The organism is Streptomyces rishiriensis (assembly GCF_030815485.1).
Taxonomy (GTDB): Bacteria; Actinomycetota; Actinomycetes; order Streptomycetales; family Streptomycetaceae; genus Streptomyces; species Streptomyces rishiriensis_A.
In genome coordinates, this window is sequence record NZ_JAUSWV010000002.1 from 7,826,318 (window position 1) to 7,850,135 (window position 23,818).

The following is a 23,818-nucleotide window of genomic DNA, read 5'->3' on the forward strand; positions in this document are numbered from 1 at the left end:
GCCGGCCGTGGTTCCTGCCACTCCGGCGACGGTGAAGGCGCCGACCGACGTCGCAGCGGAGCAACGGACCGCGCGGTACCGGCGGAACGCACCCGGCGGTGCAGCTGACTCCTAGGGAGCGATGGGCGGCCGGCGCTTGTGGTCCGTGAGCCGGTAGCGATCGACGATCGTCCTGAAGACGCCTTCGGTCACCGGCCTGCCCTCCAGGAAGTCGTCGATGTCGTCGTAGGCGACCCCGAGCGCGTCCTCGTCGGTCCTGCCGGGGTCGAGGGTCTCCAGATCGGCCGTCGGCACCTTGTGCACCAGCTCGGCCGGCGCTCCCAGCGCCTCCGCCACGGCCCGCACCCGGCGTTTGGTCAGACCGGACAGCGGGACGAGGTCCGCCGCGCCGTCGCCGAACTTGGTGAAGAACCCGGAGACCGCCTCGGCCGCGTGGTCGGTGCCGACGACCAGGCCGTGGTGTCCGCCGGCCACGGCGTACTGGGCGATCATGCGCTGCCGGGCCTTGATGTTGCCGAGCACGAAGTCCTGGTGGCGGGCGTCGCGGAACACCACGTCGGCGCTCAGCAAGGCCTCGAGCGCGGCGTCGCTCGCGGGCCTGATGTCCACGGTCAGCACGTGATCGGGCTCGATGAAGGAGAGCGCGAGCTGGGCATGGTGCTCGTCGGCCTGGACGCCGTAGGGCAGCCGCATCGCGTAGAAGCGCGCCTCGTGCCCGGCGTCGCGGGCTCGCTCGACCGCGAGCCGGCACAGACGGCCGGCGGTGGTGGAGTCGACGCCACCGCTGATGCCGAGCACGAGCGAGGACAGGCCGGTGGAGGTCAGCCGCTCCGCGAGGAACGCCACCCGGCGTTCGATCTCCGCCTCGGCCTCGAAGGTCTCGGCGACCTCGAGTTCCCGCGCGATCTCCTGCTGGAGGGTGAGGGAGGCCGGGTCGTTCACATCTGCTCCTGGGTCCGGTTCACGAGGTGGCGGCGCCCCGCCTCGTGAGGACGAGGAGGAACGCCTGTAGGACAGTGTCGGACGGCCGTGGCTGTCCGGCGGCGGGGCGCGCAGGACGGAGTGCCCCGGACCGCCGTCGGCTATGCGCACCGCACGCGGGGCGTTCCCGTCACCGACATCATCAGCGAGTACAACGAGGTGGTGGCGGTGATGAACAGGCGGTTGTTCTTCGGCCCGCCGAAGGCGATGCCGGAGACCGGTTCCGGTACCCGGAGCCGTCCGATGAGGGTGCCGTCGGGGTCGTGGCAGTGGACGCCGTCGTCCAGAGCGGCGGCCCACAGGCGGCCCCGGTCGTCCAGACGGATGTTGTCGAAGTGGACGCCCCCGGGTGCCTCGGCGAACACCGCACGCCCGGAGAGTGTGCCGTCGTCGTGGACTCGAACGCGTAGACGCGGGCGCTGCGCGAGTCCGAGACGTGAGGCCGGGTGACCGGCCCCGGCCGGCCCATGCCGTGCGCCCCGTTCCCGGCAGTCGCGATGCCGGGAACGGGGCGTGTCCGGGGGTTGCCTGAGCGCCGGTCGCCACCGGGGCCGCTCGTGCGAGGGTTCAGGAGGCGATGAAGTCGGCGATCTGGCCGAGTACGACCGTGTCCGTCAGGTAGCCGATGTGGGTCTGGCAGAGCACGTTGTTGTTCGTCGCGCCGTCCAGCCGGGTGCTGGTGTAGGGGAGGATGATGCCGTCGCACGCCGAGTACCAGGTGGCGTACTCGGTGGCGCCCGGCGTTTCGTCGCCCGCGCTGATCTGGGCGATGAACGACGAGCCCGGGTACATCTGCTGACAGGTCGTGTACATGAGGCAGGCGCCGGCGTAGGTGGTGCCGTGGTTCGCGCCGGCGATCGAGGCGAGGTGGCTGACGCTGGTGTTGCCGCCCAGGACCTTCAGGTAGTACTGGCTGACGAGGCCGCCCATCGAGTGGTTGACGATGGCGACCTTGCTCGCACCGGTCCGCGCCTTCACGGTGTTGACGAAGGTCGCGAGTCCCTGGGCGTTGGTGATGTTGTTGCCGTAGGAGTTGTACTCGTAGGCGAAGAGGTTGGAGCTGGACCAGCCGTTGAGCCGGAAGACGCTCATGGCGGTGGTCCAGTTGGACGCGCTGCCCGTGTAGCCGTGGACGAAGACGACCGGAGTGCTCGTCGACAGCGGCTGGGCGGCCGCGTCGGCCGAGCGGGCGGTGGAGGCGACCGACGCGGCCGGGCGGGCCGCGGTGGCGGCGACGGCCGTCGGTGCTGCGGAGAACAGGGTGAACGCGGCGGTGGCGGCCGCGAGAACACCGAGAAGCCGGCGCGGGGCATGACGACGCATGGAGCCCTCCTGACGAGGATGCGGGTGGCTGGACCTGACCAGCGTCGTGGCGCCGGACGAGGCAGCAATCGGCGAAATCACCGGCGTGGCGGTGATGCCGGGCGTCCCGGACCGTGGAGGCCTTCGTGCTGGTCGGCAGCCGGTCGGGTGGCTGCCCACCGGGCGGGCGTCTCGTCGCGCAGTCCGGCTCGGCGCGCGGGCACGCCTGCCGTCCGCCCCTCGGATCGCGTGCTCGGCGGTACCCGCGCCCCGCCGTCCGTCTCCGCCGCCCGTCCCCGCCGTGGGATGCGGCGGACCCTCGCGTCGTCGTCGTTCAGCCCACCGTGTAGCAGCGGATCACGATGTGTCCGTCCTCCTCCCGGGCGAGACCCACGAAGACCGTGCGCGCGAGCCAGCGGTGTCGCGGAGCATCCGTGCGGAAGACGGGCGCGGTGCGGAAATACGTGCCGGCCTCGGCGAGGCGGACGGTGCCGTCGTACAGATCGGCGCTGTCGGCGTGCTCGTGGTAGTAACCGCGGTTGACGATGTCGATCACGGCGCCGTCGTCGGCCCGCAGCAGGTAGCGGGCCTCGAGCGCGCAGACGGTGCCGCGGGTGTCGGACCAGTCGCCTCCGCCGGCCAGGACGGTGCCCTCCAGGCGGGGGCCGCGGACGGTGCCACCGGTGATGGGGGTGAACTCGGTGCGCTCGCCGTCCCCGTGGCCGATGTGCAGGCTGGGGGCGACCGCCGCGCGGATCTCGAAGGCGTAGGTCAGTGAAGGGGTCACGGTCATGTCTGGCTTCCGTTCTCTGCGGTGCGGCGGGTCGGTTTCCAGCCCCGGCGGGGTACGGAGTCGCGCAGCCGGCGGGTGTAGGGGGCTTCGGGGGCGGTCAGCACGGCCTCGGCGGAGCCGTGTTCGACGACGCGGCCACGGTGCATGACCAGCACGTCGTCGCAGATGTGGCGGACGACACCGAGATCGTGGGTGATGAACAGGTAGGCCACGCCGGTGCGTCGGCGGATGTCGGTGAGGAGGGTGAGGATCTGGGCCTGGACCGAGACGTCCAGTGCGGCCACCGCCTCGTCGAGGACGAGGAGACGCGGCCGGACGGCCAACGCGCGGGCGATGGCGACCCGTTGGCGCTGACCTCCGGACAACGCCCGCGGCAGCGCGGCGGCCTGGCGCTCGTCGAGACCCACCTGGTCGAGCAGTTCGGCCACGCGCTCCGCGAGGGGCGCGCCGCGCAGGTCCGTGTGCAGGGCGAGGATCTCGGCCAGGCTGTCGCCCACCTTCTGCCGGCGATCGAGCGAGGCGTACGGGTCCTGGAAGACCATCTGCGCCTCCCGGGCGAAGCGGCGGCGCTCGGCGGTGGAGGCCCGGCGGCCGGGATGGGCCCGGCCGCCGAGGAGCACCGTGCCGCCGGTGGGTTCCTCGAGGCCGACGATCATCCGCGCGGTGGTGGTCTTGCCCGACCCCGACTCGCCGACGACGGCCAGGGAGCCGCCCGGCACGATCGTCAGGTCGACGCCGTCGACGGCGACGAAGTCCCCGAACGTCTTGCGCAGGCCGGTGACCCGGAGGGCGGGAACGGAGGTCGGCTCATCGGCCATGGCTGGTGCTCCTCGCGTCGGAGTGCGGCGTCACGTCCCCGTCGACGGCCGGGAAATGGCACGCGGCCAAGCCCTCCCCGGCCGGCGACAGCGCAGGTCGTTCGGTGCGGCAGACGTCCTGGGCGTGCGCGCAACGCGGGGCGAACGCGCAGCCGGGTCCGGTCTCGAAAGCCGACAGCGGTCGGCCGGGGACGGCCCGCAGCGGCTCGGTGGCGGCCGTCGGGTCGGGCCGCGAGGCGAGCAGCGCCCGGGTGTACGGGTGGCCGGCCCGCTCGTGCAGATGCCGGGCGGGCAACTCCTCCACCACGCCGCCGGCGTACATGACGGCGATCCGGTCGCAGACCGCCGCGGCGAGCGCCAGGTCGTGGGTGATGAAGAGCATGGCCAGGCCGCGCTCGGTCCGTGCCTCGTCGATGATCGCCATGACGTCGGCCTGCGTGGTGACGTCCAGCGCGGTGGTGGGTTCGTCGGCGATCAGCAGGCGGGGCTCGCCCGCCAGCGCCGCGGTGATCATCACGCGCTGGAGCAGACCGCCGGAGAGTTCCGGGGGCCGCTGGCGCATCCGGCGGGACGCGTCCGGGATGCCCACGTCCCGCAGGAGCGCGGTCACCTTGGCCTCGGCCGCGCGGGGCCGGACGCCACGTGTGGTGATCAGCGCCTCCGTGAGGAAGTCACCGACCGTGCGCACGGGATTGATGTGCGCCCGCGGGTCCTGGAAGATCATCGCCACGTCGTGGCCGCGCAGTCTGCGCAGCCCGGCCGCGCCCAGCGTGGTGACCTCGCTTCCGTCGAAGCGGATCGAACCGGTGGTACGCGCCCGGGAGGGCAGCAGCCGCAGCACCGCTCGGGCCGTCATCGACTTGCCGGATCCCGACTCGCCCACCAGGGCGACGGCCGTTCCGGCGGGCACGCTCAGGTCGGCCCGGTGGATCACCCGGCGCGTGCCGTCCCGGGTGGGCAGGTCGACACGCAGGTCGTCGACGACGAGCAGGGGCGGGGAACCGGTCATCGGTCGTCTCCCAGGAGCTGTCGGGACAGGCCGCTGCCGAGGAGGTTGCACGCGATCACGAAGACGACGATCACCGCTCCGGCGTACAGCGACTGCTCGGCGCGCCCGGCGAGGATGCCGGTGGAGCCGTTCGCCACCATCAGCCCCCATTCAGCGGTCGGCGGCTGGGCACCGAGTCCGATGAACGAGAACGCGGCGACGTCGAGCAGGGCGTAGCCGAAGGAGGTCGCCACCTGCACCAGCACCAGGGGCAGCAGATTGGGCGTCAGATGGCGCAGGCAGATCCGCCCTCCGGACATGCCGAGCATGCGCAGCGCCGACACGTACGGCAGGTTCCGCTCGCGCAGTGCGGCGCTGCGCACGACCCTGCCGACATACGGGAGATAGGCGAGGGACAGCGTCACGACCGCCACCCGCAGGCCCGCGCCGAAGACCGCGGCGGCCACCACGGCCAGCACCAGACCGGGGAAGCCGAAGACGACGTCCAGCAGGGCGGACACCAGCCGGTCGTACCAGCCGCCGAGCCAGGCGGCGCTCACCGCCAGCAGGGTCCCGCCGAGTCCGGCGGTCAGGGTGACGGCGGCGGGGGCCAGCAGGCTGGGGCGGGCGCCGTACAGCAGCCGGGACAGGAGGTCCCGCCCCGTGTCGTCGGTGCCGAGCCAGTGCGCGGCGGAGCTGCCCTGGTAGACGGCGGCCGGATCCACGGCGTCCGGATCGTACGGGGCCAGCAGGGGTGCGAACAGGGCGGCGAGCACGGCCGCGACGACGACGGCGCACGCCACGACCAGCACCCCGCGCCCGCGGGTCAGCCGGCGCAGCCGCGACCGACGGGTGCCGCCCCGGCCGAGCACGGCGATCTGATACGTGCTCATGCGGCGCCCTCCAGGGAGACCCGGTGGTCGAGCGCGGCCGTGACCACGTCGACCGCGGTGTTGACCACCACGAAGACCACCACGGTGATCAGCGCGAGGGCCTGGACGACGGCCAGGTCCTGCTTCGCGGCGCTCTGCACCAGCAGGGCGCCGATGCCGTTGATCCCGAAGGCCTGCTCGACGATGGAACAGCCGGCGATGAGTCCGGCGACGGCCACTCCGGATACGGAGAACAGCGGCCCGGCGGCGTTGCGCAGGACGTGTTTGCGCACGACGAAACGCTCGGGGACGCCCCGGGCCCGCGCCGTCTCGACGTGTTCCGAGGCCAGCTCGGCGCGCACCGCCGACCGGGTCACCTGGGCGACATAGGCCACCCAGGCCGTGGCGAGCGCGAGTGCGGGCAGGGTGAGGTGTTCCAGGCGGCCGGTGAAGCCGGTGCCTGCGCCGTAGGCGGGGAGCCAGTCCCACCGCACGGACAGCCACCAGATGAGCACCACCGACATGACGAACGTGGGCACCGCCATGAGAGCGGTGGTCACGATCGTGATCAGGGTGTCGCCGAAGCCGCCGCGCAGGGCCGCGACCGTGCCCAGGGCGACGCCGGGCACGATGATGAGGACGGCCGCGTACGCCACGAGGAAGGCGGTGTTGCCGATGCGTTCGGTCACCAGGTGGGTGACGGAGTCCTGGTAGGTGAGGGACCGGCCGGCGTCGCCGTGCAGCATCCCGCTGAGCCAGCGCCAGTAGCCCTGGAGGAACGGGTCGTCGAGGTGGTACTGACGGTGGATCTCGGCGAGCAACCGGGGGCTGGGCGGCTTTCCGCCGCCGATCAGGAGCGTGGCGGGATCGCCCGGGGCGATGAACAGGGCGCCGTACACGGCGACGCTCGCGACGAGCGCGGTCACCACGAGCATGGTCGCGCGACGGGCGACGAAACGTCCGGTCATGACGTGCCCTCGCCGGTGGCGCCGAGCTGGGCCGCCCAGGGCATGTTGATGTAGGCGAAGGACGCGGGAGCCCCGCTGAGGCGCTTGTTGAGGAACATGCGCTCGTAGGGCACGGCGATCGGCACGATGGCCAGGTCCTCGATGTAGAGGGCCTGGGCCCGGGTGAACAGCTCGGCGGACTTCTTCGGGTCCAGGGCGGCACGGGCCCGGGTCAGCAGCGAGGTCACCTCGGGGTTGTCGTAGTGCGTCCAGTTCATGGGGGACGCGGGCGAGGTGAACATCTCGGCGTACGACAGCGGGTCGGGGATCTCGACGTAGCCGAGGGCCATGGTCGCGTCGAGACCCTCGCGCAGCGACGCGTCGTAGAACAGGCCGGACATCTGCGTGGGCTGGAGCTGCTTGATGACGACGGTCAGCCCGATCTTCTTCGCGCCGGCCTGGAGGAAGGTGAGGGTCTGGAGGGACTGCTGGTCGCCGGCGCCCATGGCGATGGTGACGGTGCGCTTCTTCGGTGCGGCCCGCGCGACGAGCTTCCTGGCTGCCGCGACGTCGGTCGCCGGCACGGCGGGCAGGGCGTCGTAGCCCTTGGCGTAGACGTCGGATGCCTCGCCGGTCCTCCACACGAGCGACGGGATGAACGTCTTCTCCTTGCGGGCGGCGCCGTCGAAGACGTTGCGCACCAGGGCGTCGCGGTCGAGCACCAGGGAGAGCGCCCGGGTGATGCGCGGGTCGGCGAGGGGTGAGGCCGGGCCGGTGGGGGAGACGAACACGGTCTGCGCGGACGGCCCGTAGTAGAGGGTGCCGGCGTCGGCGGAGCGCAGGGCCTTGGCGACGGTGGAGGGGATCTCGTAGCTGCCGTCGATCTGGCCCGACAGCAGGGCGCTGGTGAGGGTGCTCGCGTCGGTGATGAACCTGAAGGTGAGCTCGGCGGCCCGGGGCCTGAGAGCGGTGTCCCAGTAGCCGTCGTTGCGGACGGCGGTGATGGACTCGCCGGACTTCCAGCTCTTCAGCTCGAAGGGGCCGGTGCACATCAGACCGCCCCTGGCGGTGCCGTAGCCCGCGCCGGCCTGCTTCAGGTACGCGGCCTCGCTGACCGCGCCGAAACCGTTGACGAGGTACTTGAGGAACAGCTCGTCCGGGCTCTTGAAGCGGACGGTGACCTGGTGGTCGCCGGTCGCCGTGATGGTGCTGACGGTGGCCAGGACCTGGGTGTTGACGCTCTGGGTCGCGGGGTCACGCTGCCGTTCGAGGCTGGCCACCACGTCTTTCGCGGTCATGGGGTGGCCGTTCCAGAAGGTGACGTCATCGCGCAGCTCCAGCACGAGTGTCCTGGGGTCCGGGCGCTTCCAGGAGGTGGCCAGACCGGGGGCGACCGAGTAGTCGGCCTTCAGCCGCAGCAGCGGGTCACAGAGGTTGGAGACCACGGTGCTGGGGGAGTAGTCGCCGACCTTGGCCGGGTCGAGGGTCGTGGGCTCGCCCAGGGGAAGGTTCCAGGTGACCTCGTCCAGGGCGCCGGACGCGGCGGGTGTGGTGCTGGTCAGCTTCGGGCTCTGCGGCGAGGACGATGTGCCGCCGCCGCCCGGCGAGCAGGCCGAGAGCGTGAGGAGGGCGGACAGGACGGTGAGGGCGAGGGCGGTTCTGGGAGCGTGCATGGTGGTGCTCCTGAGGCGGGACGGCGGGCCGGGTGAGGGATCCTTCGGCGTGGGGGAGTGCGGGCGAGTGCGGGGGCCGCGGGGTGCGCGCGGGGTCAGTCGGCGGGCGCGGCCAGGACGGTGACGGTCAGCCGGGACGGGGTGGCGCCGCCGGTGGCGAGGGTCTGCGTGCTCGGCTTCGGGGCGAGGGTCGTCCAGGGGTTGTCCTCGCTGCCCGAGCACGGCAGGTACATGGGGTAGTCGCTGCTCGCCAGGAGCAGCGCAAGCCGGTGCCCGGCGCGCAGCCGGTAGCCGGTGTGGCCGCACTCGACGCGTACCTCGCGACAGGCGCCGTCGCCCCGGACGGAGACCTGACCGCGTACGACGAGCCGTGCCGTGCCGTCGGGGGCGAGGTCCAGGACCTTGGCGAACACGTCGAACACCGGGGCGGTGCCCGCGAGATGAAGGTCCAGGCTCACCGGACCGGCGAGGTCGAGCGGGTCGGCCAGGGGCGCGCCGGTGAAGGCGAGTACATCGTCGCGGGCGGCCAGGGGGCCGGCGTCGGGGTGATCGCGGAGGTAGGAGAAGGAGTCGGGGACCAGGGACGGGACGAGGTCGTCCGGGTCGTACGCCCACCGGGTGCGGTCCTCGTCCGCGACGGGCTCGCCGACGAGCGCGCCGCCCGGCAGCGGTCCGGCGGCCGTGGCCGGGCCGGTGAGCCAGAAGGTGCGCTCGCCGCTGCCGGCGGGGGGCCAGGCGGTCGCCGTACGCCAGCCGGCGTGCCCGAGCTCCCAGGTCACCTTGGACAGGGCGGTCACCGGGCGGCTGCCCTTGAGGAAGACGTCGAAGAAGTCCAGCGCCGGGCCGGCGTACTCGGGCAGAAGCAGGTCGAGGGCCGCCTCGCTGATGGCGTGGTCGGTGTCCTCGGTGACGGGTGCGTGGTCGAGGCGGTAGTTCTCGTGGTCGACGGCGCCTGCCCACAGGTACTGGACGGCGTCCCAGCCCGGCCGGTCGGCGAGTGCGAGGTAGTCGTTCATGTGGGGGATGCCGATGTTGTCGTACCAGCCGACACAGTGCAGGACGGGCACGGGCCGGGAGTCGAAGGGGTGCCTGCCGAGGGCGTGCAGGACGTCGGTCTGGCGCGGGGCGAGGAGGTCGAACCAGGCGGAGCGGGCGCCGATGGCCTCGAAGGCCCGCTCGTACTGGTCGATGACCGGGCGGACGCGGCGGTCGGGCTCCCAGTCGTAGGTGTCCTGGTCCACCCAGTGGTGGGCGTAGTACTCGATGCCCTCGACCCACACCGGCAGGCCGACGCCGGTGTCCGTGCCACGCGGGTCCCGGGCCGTGGTCGCGTTGAAGTCCACCGTGGTCACGCGCGGCACGATGGCGCGCAGGGCGGGGTGCTGGGAGGCCACCGCGGCCCACTGCGTGAAGCCGTAGTAGGAGTCGCCGAACATGCCGACCGAGCCGTCGGACCAGGATTGGTGGGTGATCCAGTCGATGGTGTCGTAGCCGTCGTCGGGTTCGCGCAGGAAGGGCAGGGTGCGGCCGCCGGAGCGGAACTTGCCGCGCACGTCCTGCACCACGAGCGCGTAGCCGCGGGCGGTGAAGAGGCGGGCCACCTTGTCGAAGTAGACGTAGCGGCTGTTCTTGTCGTACGGGAGGCGGACCAGCACGGCGGGCAGGGCGCGGTCCGTGGCGTCGGCGCCCTCGGGCAGGTAGACGTCCGTGGCCAGGCGCGTCCCGTCCCGCATGCGCACCAGGTGCTGGAGGGCGTGATCGGGGACGGGAGCGGCCCCCGTACGTGCGAAAGGAACTCTCATCGAGTGTTCTCCGGGGAGTTCGGGCGCGGAGTCCGAGCCCGTGTCCGGACTCGGGAGCTTGAGATGAAACGACGTTGTGTAACGGCGTTGTATGACAACATTGCAGCTCCTTGTAAACGGGGTCAACCCTCTGCGTTAAGGTCTGCGACATGCCGATCGAGGTAGACGAGGCGCGGCGGCTCGACGAGATCGCCGCCGCCACCCTCCACGTCGCCCGGGAACGGGGCGTCCGTTCCGTCACCATCCGGGCCGTCGCCGCACGACTGGGCGGTTCGACGGCCATGGTGACCAACTACGTGGCCAGCCGGTCCGCTCTGATGATCAATGCCATGCGGTGGGCGGAGCGGGAGTGGGGCGCCCAGATGGACGGTGCGCTCGTCGGCCTGGCCGGCGAGGACCGCCTGGCGGCGGCGCTGAAGTGGATGTGCACCACCGAACCCGACGACGAGATCCTGCGCCGCCTGCTGATGGAGATCGCGAGCGAGGGACCGGACGCCGGTCCGGCGGTCGAGGATGTCCGGCGCGCCACCTCCCGGCGCAACCGCGACGAGCTGAGCGCCTTGGCCGCCGAGGCCGGACTGCCCGACGCCGCGCTCGCCGGTGACGTCCTCCACCTGCTGACCCGGGGGTACTGGCTCACCACCCTGGAGGATCCGGAGGGCTGGCCGGAGGAGCGGGCCGCTCGCGCCCTCCTCGCGGTTGCCGGACTGCTGCGGGGTGCGTCGCCCGCCGACTGACGCCGTCGGCGGGGCTTGACAGCCGGGGACGCCCGGGCGCAGGCTGGCCGCGAAATAAAACGTTGTTTTATGACGGGGGCGCAGTCGCCGTCGCGCGGCCGGGTCCGGCAAGGGTCGACGTGCCCGGGGCGTCCGGCGGGTCCAACGGGTCCGTCGGGTCATACGTGCCCGGCGCGTCCGTCGCGTCAGACGTGCCCGGCGCGTCCGGCGAGGGGCGGCGACCCCGCCCCGTCCGATGCGACGGTGGAACGACGTATCCGTCCACCCCAAGTGGACGGGTGCGGCCGTGCTTCCGCCCGCCCGGCAGGGACGGGTGCGGCCGTGCCTGTCCGCCCCTCCGCGTGGGCGGGGTCGGCCGTGCTTGTGTCCGCCCCGTGTGGAGGGGTGTTGGCCGCCCTTACGTCCGCTCCGGGCGGGCGGATGCGGCCCTGCTCCCGCCCGCCCGGGAGGGGCAGGTGTGGCCGTGCCTGTCCGCGCCGCGTGGGAGGGGTGTCGCCGTGCTTGCTTCCGCCCCGCGTGGGACGGGTGTGGCCGTGCTTGTGTGCGCCCTGCGCGGGCGGGCCTTCGTGCCTCCTTGTCGTCCCTGGTGTGGCCGGTCCGCTGTGCGAACCGTCCAGATGTTTGCTTCTCCCCGCCCGTCCCCGCCGCTCCGACCGTTTCTCCTTCCGTCTCCGCCTTGGCCGAAACGACCGACGCCCGACCCGTGCCATGGCCGGGCCGGGCCCCAGCAAGCGAAGAGGTATCCGATGGCGACTTCCCCCCGCCCGACTCAGCCGTGGCAGCTTTCCGCGACCGAACTCGCCGCCGCCGTCCGGGCCCGTGAGATCTCCTCCACCGAACTGGTGCGCTCCTGCCTGGAACGCATCGAGGAGACCAACCCCCGACTGAACGCCCTGGTCGACCTCCGGCCCGAGGAGGCGCTGGAGGAGGCTCGTCGGGCGGACGAACGGACGGTCTCGGGCGACGAGCTGGGACCCCTGCACGGCGTGCCCGTCTCCATCAAGATCAACACGGAGCAACGGGGCTACGCCACCAGCAACGGGGTTCCCGCCCTCGCCCATCGGCCGGCCGAGGGCGACGCCGCCTGCGTCACCGCCCTGCGCGCCGCCGGCGCCGTACCGCTCGGGCGGAGCAACTCTCCCGCCTTCTCCTTCCGCTGGTTCTCCACCAACGAACTGCACGGGCGCACCCTCAACCCCTGGGACGCCGAACGCACCCCCGGCGGGTCGAGCGGCGGAGCCGCAGCGGGTCTGGCGGCCGGGATGACGCCGCTGGCCCAGGGCAACGACATCGGCGGGTCCATCCGCTTTCCCGCCGCGTGCTGCGGCGTCGTCGGGGTGCGCCCCACCGTCGGCCGGATCTCCGACTGGGCCCCGCCGGCCTGGGCGGACACCCCCGCGGGGCCGGTCGAGCTGGACTTCCCGCCCACCGTGCACTCCTGCGCGGTGCAGGGCCCGCTGGCCCGCACGGTGGCGGACGCGCGGCTCGCCCTGCACGCCATGACGACGCCGGACCTGCGCGACTCCAGCGGCGTTCCCGCCGTTCCCCTCCGGCCCCGCCCGGCACGCCCCGTACGGGTGCGGCTCGTTCGCGGCAACGGCACCGTCGAGAACCACCCGGCCGTCGACCGTGCCCTCGACCGCGCCGCCGCCCACCTGGCCGACGCCGGCCACGCGGTCGAGGAGGTGGCCGAACTGCCCCTGCTGACCGAGGCCGCGCGACTGTGGGCACTGTTGATCACCGAGGACATCCGTCCGATGCTGCCGGTGGTCCACCAGCTCGGCGGGGACGACATCCGCACCGCGCTGGAGGGCCACTTCGCGGCCGCCGCCGAACTGTGGGGCGATCGGCCTGATCTGGAGACCTACATCAACGGCTGGGCGCGTCGGGCGACGCTCGTCACCCGGCTCCAGGAACTCCTGGGCGGAGACCGGATCCTGCTCACCCCGGTGTGCGCCGAACCCCCTTTCGAGCAGGACGCCGACATCACGGATCGCGACCGTGCGCGGCAGCTGTTCCCCGCCATGTGGCCGATGACCGCCGTGCCCGTCCTCGGCTTTCCGGCGGTCACGGTGCCGGTCCATGTCGAGAACGGGCTGCCGTTCAGCGTGCAGCTGATCGGCGGCCGCTTCGAGGAGGACCTCGTCCTCGACGCCGCCCAGGCCGTCGAGGACCGGTCCGAGGTGCCGTGGCTGTGGGGCTGACCGCCGGGGCAGGTCTGTCTTGCGGGTGCTCTCTGCGCGCGGGGTGCCGGCCGGTGCGCCACGCCTGCGCGGCCGGATCCGCGTGACGTCGCGCTCCGAGCCGCTCGCCGCGACGCGCCGGCCCGTGCGGAGCGGACCGCCGGGACCCGATCCTCTGAGGGTCCTCAAGTTCCTTGGCAGCGGGGGAAGCTGACGTTCAGGATGACGTTCATGACGGGAATCGCGGGATTGCACAAGAAGCACAACTTCGTGCTGACCATCCGGGACGCGGACGTGGTCGCCGCCGCACTGCGCGAGGCGCTCGCCGAGGCGGCGCCCGAAGAGCGCCCGGCACTGGAACGCGCGGCCGCACTCGTGGAGTCCAGTGCCGCCGCCCACGAGACACGGCTGCGGGCCAGCTGGGTCCGCTCGCGTCTCGCCGCCGTCGGCTTCCAGGGGGATGTCACCTCGGTCGCGGCGGTGAAGGCACTGCGGCAGGCGGAGCCGAAGCTGAGCCTGCTGGCCGCGGTGCAGCTGCAGCGGGAGGCGGCGGCCCACCCGGAGTGAACCAACCTCCCCCTCCGCGGTGGCGGCCCGCGAGCCCACGTGGACGGACGCCGTTGCCGGTGCGGGATGACACCATCCGGCCATGCGTGGCGATTCCTTCAACTGGCGCGATTCCTAAGGACGTTGGCAGGAGCAGTACCACCCGGTCCTGGACCCGGGCGCCACGCGCGGATGAGGCGTTCGCCTACGCCTACACCGGCTTCGGGCGGCACCGGCCCTGACCGCAGGCAGGCGTGATGGACGGCGGGCCGGTCGTAAGATCCGCGGGCGGGCGTGGCGGACGGCGGGCCGGTCGAAAAATCCTGCGGCCGTGTCAAGAGTCCAGCCGCCGGACGGCTCCTGGGGTGTGTACGGCCGTTGCTTCACCGTGAGGCGCTGACAGGCCGCAGACTGGAGGGGTTTCCGGTGGAGATGACGGGCATCGGCGTCGCCGTGTACCTGGTGCTGCTGTTCGCGCCGGGGCTGAGCAGCGTGCTGAAGAGCATCGCGTTCCGCATCCGGGCCGCAGGGCAGGCCGAACTCGTGCGGGCGGAGGGGGAGGCACGCGGCGGGCGCCGTGTGGGAAAGCGGGGGCGGCGTGGATGAGGAGCAAGGGGACGAGGAGCCGAGGGCTCAGCGCGCCGAGGCGCTCGCAGCCCTGGTCGCCGAGCGGCACGGGCAGATGGTCGGCTACGCCCGCAGGCGGCTGCGGAACGCAGGGGTCCCGGCGTCCTGGGCGGATCCCGAGGACATCGTGCACAACGCCCTCGCGAGCGTGCTGGCCTGCCCCGAGCCGGTCGAGTGGCTGCGCCCGTACGTCTTCACCGCCATCAAGAACGAGATCCGGCACGCGGAGAGGCGCTGCCGCGCCGGCCGGGGGTACTCGTCCCTGGACGCGGACGTGCGGTGGGAGACCGCGGGCGACGCCGCCGACCCGTGCGCGGCGGCAGACCTGCGCCTCGACCTCGACGCGGCGCTCACCGCACTGCCGCTTCAGCAGCGCAGGGCGGTGCTGCTGAACAAGGAGCTGGGGCTGACCCAGGCGCAGACCGCCAGGGTGATGGGCGCCGCGCCGGGAACGGTGGCCACCCATGTCGCCAGGGGCCTCGTCACCCTGCGGGTCGCTCTCGGCGCGCTGGCCACGGCAGTCGTGCTGTGCGGCGCGGCCGTCTCGTGGCTGCGGTCCGGCCTGCTGCCGGCCGACCCCGCCGCGGGCGGTGAGGTGGGCGAACTGCTGCGCTCGGCGTCGGCGACCCAGTGGGCGGCGGTGATCGCTGCCGGTACGGCGGTGCTGGTGGCGTCGGTCGCTGCCGGTACGGCGGCGCTGGCCGACGCCGGGCGGCGGATTCCGTTCTGGGCCCGCGACAGGTGGACGCCTTCCCGGCTTCGCGGCAGGCGGGGCGAGGAGTCGTCGCCGGACCGGCAGGATGAGGCCTGGCACGTCCGGCAGGTGTCGGGAGCGAGCGGCGAGAGCAAGACCTACCGTTGCCCCGGCTGCGACCAGATGATCCCGCCCGGCGTCCCGCACGTGGTGGCATGGCCCCGGCAGGATGGCGCGGAGGACCGGCGGCACTGGCACAAGGCGTGCTGGAACGCACGGGACCGAGCCCGGGTGCGATGACCACGGACCGTTCCGGCGCCTGAGGCCGAGGTCATCCCACTGCGGGACCGCCCGGCGCCCACGGGGGAGGGCGAGGCGGTAGCCGGTAGCCGCACAGCTCCTGGCGGCATGTCGGCGGCGCAGGGCCGGCCGGCCCTGCGGGCGGCGGAGCGCCGAGGCGGGCCCCTGCGAAGATCGTCGTCATGGGCATACAGATCGCACCGGCCGGCGTGGCCGACTTCCACCAGGTCCTGACCGATCACGGCCGTTACTGGGGCGAGCGCGACCTTCGATCACTGCACCTTCTGGCTCTGGTGCAGGAGTTCGGTTCCACCTGCCTGGTCGCCCGAGCCGAGGACGGTATCCGTGGGTACCTCTTCGGATTCGTCACGCCGGAGGGCACCGGGTACGTGCACCTGGTCGCCACGCGGGACGACGCCCGGGGCACGGGTCTCGGGCGTCGTCTCTATGCGGCGTTCGTCGAAGCGGCGGAACGCCACGGCGCACGGCGGCTGAAGGCGATCACGTCTGTCGCGAACACGGGCTCGATCGCCTTCCACCGCCGTCTCGGCTTCGAGGTGCGGATCGTCGACGACTACAACGGCGACGGTCGGGCCATGGCCGTCTTCGACCGTGATCTGGCCGGGCCCGCCTCGATGCCGTGGCGGTGACGCAGTGACGCCGCGGCTCAGCCGCGCGCGAATTCGAGGAGGTCCTTGTTGAACTGCTCGGCGTACTTCGGAACCATGGCCAATCCGTGCGGCGCACCGGCATACACCTTGTACACCGCGTCCTTGACCAGCTTCGAGCTCTTTTCGCCCGAAGCGGCGATCGGAACGATCTGGTCGTCGTCCCCGTGCACGATCAGGGTCGGGACGTCGATCTTCTTGAGGTCCTCGGTGAGATCCGTTTCGGAGAACGCCTTGACGCAGTCGTACGCGCCCTTGATACCCACCGTCATTCCCCAGAGCCAGAACTCGTCGCGAGTTCCCTGGGTGACGGTCGAGTCGTCACGGTTGGCGCCGTAGAAGGGCCCGCTGAGATCCTTGTAGAACTGGGAGCGGTCCGTCGCCACGCCCTCCCGGATCTCGTCGAAGACCTCGATCGGCAGCCCCTCGGGATTCGCGTCCGTCTTCAGCATCAGGGGAGGGATGGCGCCGAGCAGGACGGCCTTGGCGACACGGCTGGAACCGTGTCGACCGATGTAGCGCGTCACTTCGCCACCGCCGGTGGAATGCCCGACCAGAATGACGTCTCGCAGATCGAGTTCTTCGATGACCGCGGCGAGATCGTCGGCGTAGGTGTCGAGGTCGTTGCCGTCCCAGGTCTGTCCGGAGCGGCCGCCGCCTCTCCGGTCGTGAGCCACGGCACGGAATCCGTTGGCCGCCATCAGCTTCAGTTGCGGATCCCAGGCGTCGGCGGTGAGCGGCCAGCCGTGGGAGAACACGACCGGCCGGCCCGAGCCCCAGTCCTTGAAGAAGATGTTCGTGCCGTCCTTGGCGGAAGCAAAGGGCATTGCTTTTCCCTCTCGTGCCGTTTCGGATCGTGCCGTTTCACGTCGTGCCGTTTCGGATCGCCCGTTTCAGGTCGTGCCGTTCGCAACTCAGGAGTGGATGGGTCCGATGCTCGAATCGATTGATCGGAATGCGTGGCGCGCCCAGTGGAATGCGCGCACGAGGTCGACGGTCCGGTCAGCGCCGAATGGCGGCCGTGGGAGCCCGTCCCACGGGAAACAGTAGTCGACGGGCAGGAGCGGGGCGCGTCGATCAGGAGGCCGCATCACGGCACGGGTCGCGGGGGTCGTGGGAGTGACCGGCAATGTGTCGCGGCGCCCTTCGCCGACGCGGCGGTGGACCGGTGGCACGTTCCCGGACGACACTTCTCCCGGTGGCGTCGTGGCCTACCGGAATGCGCGGCCCGGCACGCCGGACGGGTGCTCACGATGCGTGCGACAGCCGTATGTCACCCGCCTTGTCAGTGCGCCGAGGACGCCTGTATAACGTTGTAAAAGTCAAGTATGAGGGCTCGGCGCTCGCCCGCGGTGACGACCCCGTAGCCGCACCGACCGTCATCCCGTCGGGACGCTGCGAAAGGGAATGCCGTGCGGGTCAGCCTCAAGGACGTCGCCGCGCACGCGGGGGTCTCCATCAAGACCGTCTCCAACGTGGTGAACAACTACCAGCACGTCACGCCCGCCATGCGGGAGCGCGTCCAACGGTCCATCGACGTGCTCGGCTACCGGCCCAATCTGGCCGCCCGGCATCTGCGCAAGGGGCGTACCGGCATCATCGCGCTCGCCCTGCCCGAACTCGGCAACCCCTACTTCGCCGAGCTGGCGGCCGCCGTCATCGACGCCGCCGCCGCGCACGAGTACATCGTGCTCCTCGACCACACCGGGGGGCACCGCGAGCAGGAGATCCTGGTCAGCCAGGGTTTCCGGGCGCGGGTCATCGACGGCCTCATCCTCAGCCCGATCGAGCTCGAGACCGAGGACCTGCTCGACCGGGCGGAGAACGTGCCGCTGGTGCTGCTCGGCGAACGCGACTACGAGCTGCCGTACGACCACATCGCCATCGACAACGTCGCCGCCGCCCGCGCCGCCGTCCGGCATCTGAACGGGCTCGGCCGGCGGGAGGTGGCCTTCATCGGCGCCCGGCGCGGTCGCAGCGAGCCCGCGCAACTGCGCGTGCGTGGCTGGCGCGAGGAGCTCACCGCGGCCGGGCTCCCGGCCGACGACGGGCTCGTCGCCGCCACCGACGGCTGGGGCCACGCGGACGGGGCAGCCGCCATGAACCGCATCCTGGAATCCGGACGGCGGCCCGACGCGGTGTTCGCCTACAACGATCCGATGGCCATCGGCGCGATGCGCGTCCTGCACGAGCGGGGACTGCGCGTTCCCGAGGACATCGCGGTCGTCGGCTTCGACGACGTGGTGGAGGGGCGCTTCGGCGCGGTGACTCTGACCTCCGTGTCACCGGACAAGGAGGCCATCGGCCGTCTCGCGGTCGAGTCGGTGCTGGCACGGCTCGGTGGCAACGAGACGCCCGAGCCGCGCCGTGTCTGGGCGGACCATCGCCTCGTGGCGCGGGAGAGCACCTTGGGGCGGGCGGCTGCGGGCGGCGACGGCCGCGGATGACCACCGGGTCGGTGCGCATGCGAATCGCCTTCCGCTCGATCCTTCACCTGGCTGTGTGACGCGTGCGCCGTCTCGGCGTCGCGGGGAAATGCTTCCTGTCCTCGGCGGGCTGGCCTGCGGGTCACCCCTCTCGTCCTGACCTCCGCAGGGACCGAAACGCCGACTCCGCCCGGCCTTACGCGCGTTGCTCTTTGCAGGTGTGGTCGTGGGCGGTGCGGCCCCAGGTGGCCCCTGCCGCGCGTGCGTCGGTCGTTCGACGGCGCCGTCGGGGCGCCCGGATTACCCGGTCGTGTCGTGTTTCTCCGCACCACTGAAGAGACCGCAGAGGCGGGTGGTGTTCGCCGACCCGCGCACGGTGCGCCCGGCACAGTGCGTGCACAGGGGGTTTACAGCACTCTTCCAACGATGTAAAAACCTCTGTGCGGCGGGTCGAACGGCCTTTCCCGCCAGGGGAGAAGCACTTTTCTCGGCACAACTACCGCACGGCTACCGCTCAGCTACCGCTCGGCCACGGCACGACCTTGCTCGACCTCCGCTCGCTCCATACCTCCCCAGTGTTCTTTCCGCGTCGCCCGGATCGGGGTCACCATGCAGCGCACCATTCACCGTCGTCGTCTTCTCGCCCGTCCTGTGGTCGTCTCCCTGGCCGCGGCGATGGCGTTGACCGCCACCTCCTGCGCGAAGTCGGAGGACGACACGTCGAGCGACACCAAGTCCTCGGCCGCCGCCGACGCCGCGCAGAAGGTCGCCTCGCCCGCGCCGGGCGGCAAGACCTGCACCGTCGACGCGTACGGCGGTGCCAGGTCGGACCTCGCGAACGCCACCGTGGGCTTCTCCCAGTCGGAGAAGGAGGCTAACCCGTTCCGCATCGCCGAGACGCAGTCCATCAAGGACGAGGCGGAGAAGCGGGGCGTCAAGCTGCTGACCGCCAACGCCCAGTCACAGTTCTCCAAGCAGATCAGCGACGTCCAGGACCTGCTGGCCAAGGGAGCCGACCTGCTGGTCATCGCCCCGCTCAACTCCGACGGCTGGGACCCCGTGCTCCAGGCCGCCGCGGCCAAGAAGGTCCCCATCATCACGATCGACCGCAAGATCAACGCCACGGCCTGCAAGGACTACGTCTCGTTCATCGCCTCCGACTTCGTCGAGCAGGGCCGGCGCGCCGCCGACCAGATGATCGAGGCGACCGGCGGCAAGGGCGAGGTCGCGATCCTCCTCGGCTCGGCGGGCAACAACGTCACCACCGAGCGCACCAAGGGCTTCAAGGACCGGATCGCCGAGAAGGCGCCGGACCTGAAGGTGGTCTTCGAGCAGACCGGTGACTTCGCCCGCGAGAAGGGCCAGCAGGTCACCGAGCAGCTCATCCAGTCGAAGCCAGGCATCAAGGGGATCTATGCCGAGAACGACGAGATGGGCCTCGGCGCCGTGGCCGCGCTGAAGGGCGCCGGCAAGGAGGCGGGCGACGTCGCGATCGTCACCGTGGACGGCACCCGCAACGCCGTGCAGGGCATCGTGGACGGCTGGATCAGCGGTGTCGTCGAGTCCAACCCGCGGTTCGGCCCGCTGGCCTTCCAGACGCTGGACACCTTCACCAAGGGGGAGAGCGTCGCGCAGGACATCGTCATCGAGGACGGCGCCTACACACCGGACAACGCCAAGTCGGGTATCGCCAAGGCCTACTGATCGGCCGTCGGGAACCCGCGCACCGCGGACCCCTCCGGCCCTGCGGCTCTCCGTCACTTCTTGCATCGCACCCTGGAGGCACAGGTGGCACCCCCCGCCGAAGTGCTCGCCGTCCGCGGACTGAGCAAGACCTTCCCCGGCGTCCGGGCTCTGGACGACGTGGACCTGACCCTGCGCGCCGGTGAGGTCCACGCCCTGGTCGGCGAGAACGGCGCCGGCAAGTCGACCCTCATCAAACTCCTCACCGGCGTGTACCGGCCCGACGCCGGCGAGATCGTCTTCCAGGGCCGCGAGGTCTCCTTCGCCACCCCGCTGGAAGCCCAGAAGGCGGGGATCTCGACCATCTACCAAGAGGTCAACCTGATCCCGCTGCTCAGCGTGGCCCGCAACCTGTTCCTCGGCCGCGAGCCGCGCAACCGGCTCGGCGTGCTGGACGTGGGCCGCATGAACCGCGAGGCCGAACAGACCCTGGGCGCCTACGGCGTGCGGGTGGACGTCCGCAGACCACTGCGCACGCTCGGCGTCGGCGCCCAGCAGATGGTCGCCCTGGCCCGCGCGGTCGCCACCGAGGCGCGTGTCGTCGTGATGGACGAGCCGACCTCCTCCCTCGAACCGCGTGAGGTCGAGACCCTCTTCTCGGTGATCCGGGGTCTGCGGGACGCGGGCATCGCGGTCGTCTACGTCAGCCACCGCCTGGACGAGCTGTACGCCGTGTGCAGCACGGTCACCGTGCTGCGCGACGGCCGACGGGTGCACCACGGCCGGCTCGCCGACCTCGACCGGCTCTCCCTGGTGTCCACGATGCTCGGCCGGGACCTGGGGGAGGTCCGCGAGGAGGGCCTCACCAAGTTCACCGGTGACCACGGCACCGCCGACGCCGACGCCGAACCCGTGCTCACCGCCTCGGATCTGACGGTTCCGCACAAGCTGCGCGGCGTCTCCCTGAGCATCCGCCCCGGCGAGGTCGTCGGCCTCGGCGGACTGCTGGGTTCCGGACGAACCGAGACCGCGAAGACCATCGCCGGCGCACTGCCCACGCGCTCGGGCGGCGTCGCGGTGGCCGGTGTGCCGCTGCGGGCCGGCTCGACCCCGGCGGCCATCCGTGCGGGGATCAGCCTGCTGCCGGAGGACCGCAAGAGCGAGGGGATCGTCCCCGGCCTCTCGGTGCGGGAGAACATCGCGCTGGCCGTGCTGCCCCGGCTCTCCCGCTTCGGCCTGGTCTCCGAGGCCCGGGTCGACAGCGTCGTCGACACCTTCATCGAGCGACTGCGCATCAAGGCGTCCTCACCGCACCAGAAAGTGGGCGAACTGTCCGGCGGGAACCAGCAGAAGGTGCTGCTCGCCCGGTGGCTCGCGATGAACCCCAAGGTGCTGCTGCTCGACGAGCCCACCCGCGGCATCGACGTCGGCGCAAAGGCCGAGGTGCAAAAGCTCGTCGACGAACTGGCCGCCGACGGCCTGGGCGTCCTGCTCATCTCCTCCGACCTGGAGGAACTCGTCGAAGGGTCCGACCGCGTGGTCGTACTGAAGGACGGCGCCGTCGTCGGCGAGCTGACCGGCGACGACGTCACGGAGGACAAGCTGATGCGGACCATCGCCGGGAACGACCCCGGGCCGGACGCGGGCGAGGAGGCGGCCGTCGATGGCTGAAGCCGCCCTGCGCAGCGCCCCGTTCGACAGGACCCGCCTCGTACAGTGGCTCCAGGCCTACGGCGTCTACGCCGGCGTGGCGGCCCTGCTCGTCGTCAACACCGTCATCACCCCGCACTTCCTGACCGCCGAGAACTTCCGCACCCAGGCGGTCCAGGTCGCCCCCGTCATCATCGTCGCCCTCGGCATGGCCCTGGTCATCGGCACCGAAGGCGTCGATCTGTCGGTGGGCGCCGTCATGGCGCTGGCTGCCTCCGTGACCGCCCTCTACCTCGGCTACGGACTGCTGCCCACGCTGCTGGTGGTCGCGCTGTTCGCCGCGGGGGTCGGGCTGGCCAACGGGGCGCTGGTCGCGTTCGTCGGAGTGCAGCCGATCGTCGCCACCCTGGCGCTCATGGTCGGCGGTCGCGGACTCGCCCTGGTGCTGTTGCCGCAGCTCAAGGACCTGCGCAACCCCTCGCTCGCCTCCCTGGGCTCCGGCGACGTCCTCGGCGTCCCCTATCTGATCCTGATCGCCGCGGCCCTGGCGCTGCTGGTGGCCTTCGCGGTGCGCCGCACCACCTTCGGACGCCAGCTCCTCGCCATCGGCGACAGCCGTCCCGCCGCCCAGCTAGCCGGCCTGCCCGTGCGACGCGTGCTGATCATCGTGTACGTGGTCTGCGCGCTCCTCGCGGCGGTCGCGGGCGTGCTGGCCACCGCCCGCCTCCAGGCCAGCGACCCCACCTCGCTGGGCAACCTGATGGAGCTGTCCGCGATCACCGCGGTCGTCGTGGGCGGCACCCCGCTGACCGGCGGCCGGGTCAGCATCGGCGGCACCGTGGCGGGAGCCGTCCTCATCCAGCTGCTCACCGCCACCCTCATCAAGCACGATCTGCCGCCCTCCTGGACCCAGATCGCCCAGGCCATCGTGATCGTCGCCGCGGTCTACGCGGCGCGGGGACGGGGGAAGCGTTGACCACCACGAACACGGACGCACCCGTGACACCTGCCCGTACCGAACCACCGCAGCACGCCCACCCGGTGGGCTCCGCACGCTCCGAACGGCTGAGCGCCCTCGTCCAGCAGCACGGCGCCCTGGCCGTCCTGCTGGTCGTCTCCCTGGTGGCGTCCTTCTCCTTCGACTCCTTCGCCACCGGCGACAACTTCAGCAACATGGCGACCGGTTCGGCCTTCCTGGCGATCGTCGCCCTCGGTATGACCTTCGTGATCATCACCGGCGGCATCGACCTGTCCGTGGGCTCCCTGTTCGCCCTCGGCGGGGTCCTGGCCGCCTGGGGATCGCGCCACGGCACCATGATGGCCCTGCTCCTGCCGCTCGCCGTCTGCGGGTCGATCGGCGTCGTCAACGGCCTGCTGGTCGCCCGCTCCCGCCTCGCGCCCTTCATCGTCACCCTCGCCGCCATGCTGGGCGCGCGCGGACTGATGCTGGCGCTCACCGACGAGGGCGCCGACACCTACCTCATCGGCAAGGGGTCCTTCCTCGCCGAGCTCGGCCAGGGCAGCACCCTCGGCCTCGCCAACCCGGTCTGGATCACGCTGGCCCTGTTCGCCTCCGGAGCCCTCGTCCTGCGCCGGACCCGCTTCGGGCAGCACGTCTACGCGGTCGGCGGCAACGAGGACGCCGCCGCCCTGATGGGCGCCCCGGTGGCCCGCACCAAGATCCTCGTCTACGCCCTGTCGGGACTGCTCGCCGGACTGGCGGGCGCCCTCAACGCCGCCTGGCTCGCCTCCGGCGTGACCATCCTGGGCAGCGGCATGGAACTGGAGGCGATCTCCGCCGTCGTCATCGGCGGCACCCTGCTGACCGGTGGGCTCGGCCAGGTCAGCGGCTCGCTGGTCGGGGTCCTGCTGCTGAAGGTGATCCAGAACGTCATCAACCAGATCGGCTCCCTCGACTCCTCCTACCAGCAGGTCGTCAGCGGCGCCTTCCTGGCGGTGGTCGTCGTCGCCCAGACCTGGCTGGGCCGTCGGCGACAGCTCATGTGACAGGCCCAGACCCCCTCGGACGGCGGCGCGGTCCCGCCCGGCCCCGCCACCGCGTCCCGTTCCGGGCGGCCGGACCTCCCCCCGGCCGCCCCCGCACGCGCACGTCTCCCCACCCCACGAG

22 protein-coding genes and 2 pseudogenes are annotated in these 23,818 nt (G+C 71.8%); 13 read left to right on the top strand and 11 right to left on the bottom strand.

The annotated features are described in order from the left end of the window. Positions 1 to 111 precede the first annotated feature (111 nt). The 10 genes from nadE to QF030_RS37180 all read right to left on the bottom strand — a co-directional run bounded on the left by nadE (position 112) and on the right by QF030_RS37180 (position 10,176). Positions 112 to 942 carry an ammonia-dependent NAD(+) synthetase gene (gene nadE, locus QF030_RS37135; RefSeq protein ID WP_307166949.1) on the bottom strand — a complete coding sequence of 277 codons (831 nt, stop codon included), beginning with the start codon at positions 940 to 942 and terminating at the stop codon, positions 112 to 114. A 140-nt stretch (positions 943 to 1,082) separates the two neighbouring features. Beyond that, a complete protein-coding gene (locus QF030_RS37140; protein ID WP_373428860.1) occupies positions 1,083 to 1,346 on the bottom strand; it encodes an SMP-30/gluconolactonase/LRE family protein in 264 nt (87 codons plus the stop codon). Positions 1,347 to 1,548: 202 nt separating this feature from the next. Further along, positions 1,549 to 2,304 (bottom strand): esterase/lipase family protein, encoded by a 756-nt coding sequence (locus QF030_RS37145; protein WP_307166950.1) that lies wholly within the window; start codon positions 2,302 to 2,304, stop codon positions 1,549 to 1,551. Positions 2,305 to 2,617: 313 nt separating this feature from the next. Further along, positions 2,618 to 3,076: a DUF3237 domain-containing protein gene (locus QF030_RS37150; protein ID WP_307166951.1), complete on the bottom strand. Its 459-nt coding sequence runs from the start codon at positions 3,074 to 3,076 to the stop codon at positions 2,618 to 2,620. Then, positions 3,073 to 3,894, bottom strand: a complete 822-nt coding sequence (locus tag QF030_RS37155) for an ABC transporter ATP-binding protein (RefSeq protein WP_307166952.1) — start codon at positions 3,892 to 3,894, stop codon at positions 3,073 to 3,075. The genes QF030_RS37150 and QF030_RS37155 overlap by 4 nt, the downstream gene beginning before the upstream one ends. Next, positions 3,884 to 4,903 carry an ABC transporter ATP-binding protein gene (locus tag QF030_RS37160; RefSeq protein ID WP_307166953.1) on the bottom strand — a complete coding sequence of 340 codons (1,020 nt, stop codon included), beginning with the start codon at positions 4,901 to 4,903 and terminating at the stop codon, positions 3,884 to 3,886. The genes QF030_RS37155 and QF030_RS37160 overlap by 11 nt, the downstream gene beginning before the upstream one ends. After that, positions 4,900 to 5,775, bottom strand: coding sequence for an ABC transporter permease (locus QF030_RS37165; protein WP_307166954.1), 876 nt, complete (start codon positions 5,773 to 5,775; stop codon positions 4,900 to 4,902). The genes QF030_RS37160 and QF030_RS37165 overlap by 4 nt, the downstream gene beginning before the upstream one ends. Next, on the bottom strand, positions 5,772 to 6,722 hold the full coding sequence (locus tag QF030_RS37170; RefSeq protein ID WP_307166955.1) for an ABC transporter permease: 951 nt from the start codon (positions 6,720 to 6,722) through the stop codon (positions 5,772 to 5,774). Before QF030_RS37170 ends, QF030_RS37165 begins: the two co-directional genes overlap by 4 nt. Beyond that, the gene (locus QF030_RS37175; protein ID WP_307166956.1) at positions 6,719 to 8,374 is read right to left on the bottom strand and encodes an ABC transporter substrate-binding protein; all 1,656 of its coding nucleotides are present in this window, start codon (positions 8,372 to 8,374) and stop codon (positions 6,719 to 6,721) included. Before QF030_RS37175 ends, QF030_RS37170 begins: the two co-directional genes overlap by 4 nt. A gap of 95 nt (positions 8,375 to 8,469) precedes the next feature. Then, positions 8,470 to 10,176, bottom strand: coding sequence for a CocE/NonD family hydrolase (locus tag QF030_RS37180; protein WP_307166957.1), 1,707 nt, complete (start codon positions 10,174 to 10,176; stop codon positions 8,470 to 8,472). Between the two features lie 149 nt (positions 10,177 to 10,325). Here QF030_RS37180 and QF030_RS37185 point away from each other — a divergent pair, with 149 nt between their 5' ends. From QF030_RS37185 to QF030_RS37215, 8 genes and pseudogenes are all read left to right on the top strand, one after another. Beyond that, entirely contained in the window at positions 10,326 to 10,913 is a 588-nt protein-coding gene (locus QF030_RS37185; RefSeq protein ID WP_307166958.1) for a TetR/AcrR family transcriptional regulator, read from the top strand. Positions 10,914 to 11,659: 746 nt separating this feature from the next. Continuing rightward, positions 11,660 to 13,117, top strand: coding sequence for an amidase (locus QF030_RS37190; protein ID WP_307166959.1), 1,458 nt, complete (start codon positions 11,660 to 11,662; stop codon positions 13,115 to 13,117). A gap of 210 nt (positions 13,118 to 13,327) precedes the next feature. Beyond that, entirely contained in the window at positions 13,328 to 13,663 is a 336-nt protein-coding gene (locus QF030_RS37195; protein ID WP_307166960.1) for a hypothetical protein, read from the top strand. 405 nt (positions 13,664 to 14,068) lie between these two features. Continuing rightward, positions 14,069 to 14,248 (top strand): hypothetical protein, encoded by a 180-nt coding sequence (locus QF030_RS37200; protein WP_307167864.1) that lies wholly within the window; start codon positions 14,069 to 14,071, stop codon positions 14,246 to 14,248. A 7-nt stretch (positions 14,249 to 14,255) separates the two neighbouring features. Then, positions 14,256 to 14,378 (top strand): annotated as a pseudogene (locus tag QF030_RS40790) (RNA polymerase sigma factor); the annotation flags it as partial. A gap of 165 nt (positions 14,379 to 14,543) precedes the next feature. Further along, a pseudogene (locus QF030_RS40795) lies at positions 14,544 to 14,747 on the top strand (sigma-70 region 4 domain-containing protein); the annotation flags it as partial. Between the two features lie 240 nt (positions 14,748 to 14,987). Beyond that, the gene (locus QF030_RS37210; protein ID WP_373428942.1) at positions 14,988 to 15,263 is read left to right on the top strand and encodes an ATP/GTP-binding protein; all 276 of its coding nucleotides are present in this window, start codon (positions 14,988 to 14,990) and stop codon (positions 15,261 to 15,263) included. A gap of 182 nt (positions 15,264 to 15,445) precedes the next feature. After that, a complete protein-coding gene (locus QF030_RS37215; protein ID WP_307166961.1) occupies positions 15,446 to 15,913 on the top strand; it encodes a GNAT family N-acetyltransferase in 468 nt (155 codons plus the stop codon). A 17-nt stretch (positions 15,914 to 15,930) separates the two neighbouring features. Here the strand turns inward: QF030_RS37215 and QF030_RS37220 are convergent, their stop codons facing one another. After that, entirely contained in the window at positions 15,931 to 16,758 is an 828-nt protein-coding gene (locus QF030_RS37220) for an alpha/beta fold hydrolase (protein WP_307166962.1), read from the bottom strand. A gap of 585 nt (positions 16,759 to 17,343) precedes the next feature. On the opposite strand from QF030_RS37220, the gene QF030_RS37225 reads away from it, so the two are divergent. The 5 genes from QF030_RS37225 to QF030_RS37245 all read left to right on the top strand — a co-directional run bounded on the left by QF030_RS37225 (position 17,344) and on the right by QF030_RS37245 (position 23,697). Then, positions 17,344 to 18,378 (top strand): LacI family DNA-binding transcriptional regulator, encoded by a 1,035-nt coding sequence (locus QF030_RS37225; protein ID WP_307166963.1) that lies wholly within the window; start codon positions 17,344 to 17,346, stop codon positions 18,376 to 18,378. Between the two features lie 588 nt (positions 18,379 to 18,966). After that, on the top strand, positions 18,967 to 20,061 hold the full coding sequence (locus QF030_RS37230; RefSeq protein ID WP_307166964.1) for an ABC transporter substrate-binding protein: 1,095 nt from the start codon (positions 18,967 to 18,969) through the stop codon (positions 20,059 to 20,061). 84 nt (positions 20,062 to 20,145) lie between these two features. Then, positions 20,146 to 21,711, top strand: coding sequence for a sugar ABC transporter ATP-binding protein (locus tag QF030_RS37235; RefSeq protein ID WP_307166965.1), 1,566 nt, complete (start codon positions 20,146 to 20,148; stop codon positions 21,709 to 21,711). Next, positions 21,704 to 22,666, top strand: a complete 963-nt coding sequence (locus QF030_RS37240; protein WP_307166966.1) for an ABC transporter permease — start codon at positions 21,704 to 21,706, stop codon at positions 22,664 to 22,666. The genes QF030_RS37235 and QF030_RS37240 overlap by 8 nt, the downstream gene beginning before the upstream one ends. Further along, complete coding sequence (locus QF030_RS37245) at positions 22,663 to 23,697, top strand: ABC transporter permease (RefSeq protein WP_373428861.1); 1,035 nt, start codon at positions 22,663 to 22,665, stop codon at positions 23,695 to 23,697. The genes QF030_RS37240 and QF030_RS37245 overlap by 4 nt, the downstream gene beginning before the upstream one ends. The last annotated feature ends 121 nt before the right edge of the window (positions 23,698 to 23,818 follow it).

Coding starts and splice junctions, on each gene's coding strand:
- QF030_RS37145 (WP_307166950.1), bottom strand. CDS start 2,304: ATGCGTCGTCATGCCCCGCGCCGGCTTCTCGGTGTTCTCGCGGCCGCC.
- QF030_RS37150 (WP_307166951.1), bottom strand. CDS start 3,076: ATGACCGTGACCCCTTCACTGACCTACGCCTTCGAGATCCGCGCGGCG.
- QF030_RS37155 (WP_307166952.1), bottom strand. CDS start 3,894: ATGGCCGATGAGCCGACCTCCGTTCCCGCCCTCCGGGTCACCGGCCTG.
- QF030_RS37160 (WP_307166953.1), bottom strand. CDS start 4,903: ATGACCGGTTCCCCGCCCCTGCTCGTCGTCGACGACCTGCGTGTCGAC.
- QF030_RS37165 (WP_307166954.1), bottom strand. CDS start 5,775: ATGAGCACGTATCAGATCGCCGTGCTCGGCCGGGGCGGCACCCGTCGG.
- QF030_RS37170 (WP_307166955.1), bottom strand. CDS start 6,722: ATGACCGGACGTTTCGTCGCCCGTCGCGCGACCATGCTCGTGGTGACC.
- QF030_RS37175 (WP_307166956.1), bottom strand. CDS start 8,374: ATGCACGCTCCCAGAACCGCCCTCGCCCTCACCGTCCTGTCCGCCCTC.
- QF030_RS37180 (WP_307166957.1), bottom strand. CDS start 10,176: ATGAGAGTTCCTTTCGCACGTACGGGGGCCGCTCCCGTCCCCGATCAC.
- QF030_RS37185 (WP_307166958.1), top strand. CDS start 10,326: ATGCCGATCGAGGTAGACGAGGCGCGGCGGCTCGACGAGATCGCCGCC.
- QF030_RS37190 (WP_307166959.1), top strand. CDS start 11,660: ATGGCGACTTCCCCCCGCCCGACTCAGCCGTGGCAGCTTTCCGCGACC.
- QF030_RS37195 (WP_307166960.1), top strand. CDS start 13,328: ATGACGGGAATCGCGGGATTGCACAAGAAGCACAACTTCGTGCTGACC.
- QF030_RS37215 (WP_307166961.1), top strand. CDS start 15,446: ATGGGCATACAGATCGCACCGGCCGGCGTGGCCGACTTCCACCAGGTC.
- QF030_RS37220 (WP_307166962.1), bottom strand. CDS start 16,758: ATGCCCTTTGCTTCCGCCAAGGACGGCACGAACATCTTCTTCAAGGAC.
- QF030_RS37230 (WP_307166964.1), top strand. CDS start 18,967: ATGCAGCGCACCATTCACCGTCGTCGTCTTCTCGCCCGTCCTGTGGTC.
- QF030_RS37240 (WP_307166966.1), top strand. CDS start 21,704: ATGGCTGAAGCCGCCCTGCGCAGCGCCCCGTTCGACAGGACCCGCCTC.